At 68.7% G+C, this 4,257-nt stretch carries 7 protein-coding genes; 3 read left to right on the top strand and 4 right to left on the bottom strand.

Going from position 1 to position 4,257, the window contains the following annotated elements; all coding sequences use genetic code 11:
- The 4 genes from VGR06_RS24650 to VGR06_RS24635 form a co-directional block, all read right to left on the bottom strand.
- Nucleotides 1–240, bottom strand: a 240-nt coding sequence (locus VGR06_RS24650) for an alanine racemase (RefSeq protein ID WP_327561490.1), incomplete at its 3' end; no start/stop codon positions are given.
- Between the two features lie 56 nt (nt 241–296).
- The gene (locus VGR06_RS24645; protein WP_327561489.1) at nt 297–1,610 is read right to left on the bottom strand and encodes a lanthionine synthetase LanC family protein; all 1,314 of its coding nucleotides are present in this window, start codon (nt 1,608–1,610) and stop codon (nt 297–299) included.
- Between the two features lie 54 nt (nt 1,611–1,664).
- Nucleotides 1,665–1,913 (bottom strand): ATPase, T2SS/T4P/T4SS family, encoded by a 249-nt coding sequence (locus VGR06_RS24640; protein WP_327561488.1) that lies wholly within the window; start codon nt 1,911–1,913, stop codon nt 1,665–1,667.
- A 143-nt stretch (nt 1,914–2,056) separates the two neighbouring features.
- Nucleotides 2,057–2,206, bottom strand: a complete 150-nt coding sequence (locus VGR06_RS24635; protein WP_327561487.1) for a hypothetical protein — start codon at nt 2,204–2,206, stop codon at nt 2,057–2,059.
- Nucleotides 2,207–2,431: 225 nt separating this feature from the next.
- Here VGR06_RS24635 and VGR06_RS24630 point away from each other — a divergent pair, with 225 nt between their 5' ends.
- From VGR06_RS24630 to VGR06_RS44005, 3 genes are all read left to right on the top strand, one after another.
- Entirely contained in the window at nt 2,432–2,920 is a 489-nt protein-coding gene (locus tag VGR06_RS24630) for a hypothetical protein (protein ID WP_327561486.1), read from the top strand.
- Between the two features lie 315 nt (nt 2,921–3,235).
- Nucleotides 3,236–3,529, top strand: coding sequence for an integrase (locus VGR06_RS24625; RefSeq protein ID WP_327561485.1), 294 nt, complete (start codon nt 3,236–3,238; stop codon nt 3,527–3,529).
- Between the two features lie 533 nt (nt 3,530–4,062).
- A partial coding sequence (locus tag VGR06_RS44005) for an integrase core domain-containing protein (RefSeq protein ID WP_414637324.1) occupies nt 4,063–4,257 on the top strand: 195 nt, incomplete at its 3' end.

The raw sequence follows: 4,257 nt of genomic DNA, 5'->3' as shown, positions 1-4,257 counted from the left end.
GGCGCCGACGCGGTTCATCGTAAGGTGGCTGAGCGGATCGACCAGCGTCGCCGCCGTCGCCGCCAGGGGTGATGTGCCGGCCGGAGTCCGCCTGCGCGCGGTCTGCACACCCCAGTTGAACCGCGCGCGGCCTAAGGCGTTGCTCGGATGTGCTGGGTCATCGGCGCACGGCAGGTGACCCATCACGCCGACCCCCCGCAGCACGCCCTGGCGTTCCAGCCGGCCGGCGGCGCGGTACAGCTGGGTGCTCGACGTCTTCAGTCACACCGCCGCGCTCGGCCGCGCATCGCCGGCCATCACGCCGGGAGCGCCCACCAGGTGTCCATGCGGGCGACGGCCTCAGCTTCGCGGCCCTGTTCGAGAACCCGGGCGAGACGGAACAGGTAGGCGGCGATGCCGGCCGCACCCTGCATCCAACCCGTGCCCGGCGGCAGCAGTGGATCCTCGTTGCGGTGTTCGACGAAGCGCCAGAAGGCGTGCGTGCCATCATCGAGAGCGCGACTGACGAGGGCGTCGCCGAGGGTGAGGGCGAAGGCGAGGTCAGTATCACGGCCGTGGCGTTGCCACATGTTCAGCATGACATCACCGGCGCCCGCCGTTCCACAGCAGCGGCCGTCGTTGTCCCAGAAGCCTGGATAGAGCCGCTCGGGAATCCCGGAGACCTGCAGTGAGTGCACGCACGCCACTTCGAGTTCGGCCGGCGTGCGGCTACCGACGGCCGAAACTGCGGCCCTGTCGAGGGCCGCGAACAGCAACGAGGTCCCCGTCGGTCCGTGACACCAGGAGTAGGTGTACGTGTCCAGGTCGGGGAGTCCGGGGATCCGGTGCGGCAGACGCAGCCCGCCGTCGGTGGTGTCGGCGAGGGTCAGCAGGTACTCGGCGCCCGACGTGGCCAGGGCGACCAGGTCGGGTCGGTCGAGCGTCATCCCGGCAGCCGCGAGCGCGGCAGCGGTCCCTGCTTGACCGTGCGACCAGTTCGGCATCTGGACGTCGTCGCCGAGCAGGAAGCGCAACGGTACGAACGGCCAGTACGCCCCGCCGTCGCGCGGCTCCGTCTCGGCGATCAGGATGTCGACGGCCTCCGCGGCAAGCTCTGACGCGTCCCGCACCTGGTGCCGCTGCGCCCACAGGGCGCCAAGCAGGACGCCGGCCGTGCCCAAGGTGGCGTCGTTGCAGCGTCCGTCGACGGTTGCCCGCGGCGGCTCGATCCACGACGATGGCCACCCGTCCGGCGTGGCGAGCTCGCGCAACCGGCCGACCGCCAGATCTGCACCCTCGGCATCCAGTGCGATGAGCACGCCGATCGTGCTGGTCAGCCCGTCGAAGTAGTCGTATGCCGTCTGCTGTGAGATGCGGTCGACGAGCGATTCACAGATCTCCTCACCAACGGCGAGCTCTGCGGCCGTCAAGGGCCGAGTCAACCGGATCTCCGCCATCGCGTGCGCCAACCCGCCCACACCGGAGTGCATGCCGACGGCGAACTCCCCTCGCATGGTCTGCTCCGGATGTTCGGCGAGCCACACCCCCTCAGCGTCCCGACGCACCTGGGTCAGCACCCAGGCCCATGCACGCTCGGCCAGCTCCCGGTAGGTCGGCGGATCGAACGGCACCCGACGATCGTGGCACCCTCATCGCCCCTGCGACCACTCGTGAGCCGCCCTGAGTCAATCCGGCGCGTCAGAGGTCACCTGCGCATGAGTCAGTCGGCGAACGCTTCGCTCACGGGCCGTGTTCGCGTGCAGGGTGGCCATGCCAGGAACACCGCTGTTCAGCGCTATCAACAGGTCGAGGCACTCCTCTTGGCGTACCTCGCCGACGATGATGCGGGAAGGCCGCATCCGGAGCGCCTCCTTGATCAGGCGGCGTAATCGAACCTCGCCCGTCCCTTCGAGGCTGGGCTGCCTCGTCTGCATCGCGACGACATCCGGCAGCGGGATTCGTAGCCGGAATCTCACGGCGGGTCATACGTCAAGCAGGCGGCCCCGGCCGGTGTTGAGAGCACCGAAACGGGGCCTGGGATCCAGACCCCGGAGGTCCAGACCCGTGAACACCCTTATTACCCGAAGACCCAGCCGCGGGCGCGCTTCGAAGCGCTCGTCGACGCGTTGGGCAACCCGGCACTGTCCGGGTACGAGTCCGCCGCTTTGGTGAGGATCGTTTCCTGGTCGAGCAACGAGGACGTCGCCGCGCTCGTCCGGCTCGTCAAGCAAGCGAGGGAGGAGGGCGTGTAGAGGCCTGGCGCCTAATGCCAACAGACCCCGTCGGCCTTGGCCAGCTCGAGTTCGTAGTCGCGTTCTGGCCTGCCCCCCCGGCTTGGAGGCCACCATCCCCATCTACGAATGAGCACCAAACGGCGGATTGCGCGGGGTGCAGAGGTCCGCGCACGCTACCGGGTAGCCGTCGTCTTGGCGGGTCAGGAGCGGAGCGTCCAATGCAGAAGCTCGTCGTTCGCGGTGTCGTCGCCGCGGTGCTGGCAGTCGGTATCGGTCTGGTGTCAGGTCTGGCACCCGCCGCCGCGGGGCGGACCGAGCAGGTCACGATCACGTCCCATATGACCTTCAACAACCCCAACCCGAACACCGGAGACTTCACCACATCAGGGCCAGCAACCGACAGCGGCCTGATCTGCCCGGCCGGCACGGTCCTGGACACGAGTCTCGTGTTTGGCGGTTTCCAGAGCGGCCGCGGCTTCCAAGTCCTCGTACGAAAGACCTTCACCTGCAACGACGGCAGTGGAACGTTCTTCGTCAAGCTCCAGGTCCATGCCGCCAACGACGGGACTGAGTCGTTCACTTGGGTCGTCCAAGGTGGAACAGGCGCCTACGAAGGCCTTAGGGGCAGCGGCACCGGCTTCAGTGTCCCGAATGACGATCCCTCGACTGGGAACACGAACAACTACGAGGGATTCCTCGTGGGCTGACGCACGTCGGGCACTGAGCGGTTCGACAAAGCGGGAGGAAGGCGACAACGAACCCGGCAACGCACTGCGGATATGAAGATCCCGCGAGCCCAGGGGGAGGAAGGCAAGGCTCGAGGGATCTTCTATGTGCCCCTCGTCTCAGCGGATCCGCTCCGCCCGCTCCTACCCCACGGCGATCCATTCCATGAGCCGGGTCAGGTCGGCCCCGGCGGCGATGCACAGGGCCGCCTCGAGCGCTCTGCGCGGCCTGTGGGGTGCAACTTCAGAGACGCAGCGGTGATCAGGCAGGATGCCGGGCTGGCAGGATGATCGCCCGTGGCCGCGCGCACCTTGGGGTTCTTGATCGTCCGGCGAATGCTCGGTCTGGTCGGGTTCGGTCCGGCCCCGGACGCGAAGGATGTGGAGATCGCGGTGTTGCGCCACCAGCTGCGCCGCCAGGTGGCCCGCCCTCGCCACTCCGCCGCGGACCGGCTCGTCCTCGCCACCCTGGCCACGGTCCTGCCGCGGGAGCGTTGGGGAATCTTCCTGGTCACGCCGTCGACGCTGCTGCGATGGCATCGGGAGCTGGTCCGGCGGCGCTGGACCTACCCCGCCGACCGGGCGGCGTGACCGTCGCCGTCTGCCCGAGGACGTGGTCGAGCTCGTGGTTCGGCTAGCCAGGGAGAACCCCCGCTGGGGATATCTGCGGATCGTCGGGGAGTGCCGCAAGCTCGGCGTCACGGTCTCGGCGACCTCGGTCCGCTCCATCTTGCGTACCCGCCGGCTCGGCCCGGCGCCCCGCCGCGATGGGCCGAGCTGGGCGGAGTTCCCGCGCGGGCAGGCCGCCGGGACGCTCGCCTGTGACTTCCTGACCGTCGAAACGATCCGCCTGACCCGGCTGTACGTGCTCTTCTTCATCGAGGTGGAGCACCGCCGGGTACACCTGGCCGGGATCACCGCCCATTCCACCGGCACCTGGGTCACCCAGCAGGCCCGAAACCTGCTGATGGAGCCAGACGAGCACGCCGACAGATTCCGTTTCCTCATCCGCGACCGAGACGCCAAGTTCACCACGACATTCGACGCGGTGTTCGCCGCAGCCGGCATCGAGGCACTCAAGATCCCACCGCGGGCGCCCCGGGCGAACGCCTACCGAACGCTGGGTGCGCACCGTTCGGGCCGAATGCCTGGACTGGGTCCTGATCCGCAACGACCGCCACCTGGACCGGATCCTCACCGCGTACCTGGCGCACTACAACACGGCCCGCCCCCACCGCGGCATCAACCTCGACCTGCCCACTCCGCCGGCCGGACCAACCAAGCTGGGCACCCCAGCGAGCGCGGCCGGACGGATCGAA

The organism is Actinophytocola sp., assembly GCF_036002505.1.
Lineage (GTDB): Bacteria > Actinomycetota > Actinomycetes > Mycobacteriales > Pseudonocardiaceae > DASYTH01.
The sequence above is the reverse complement of the archived record's forward strand: the minus strand, read 5'-3'. Positions and strand labels throughout refer to the sequence as shown.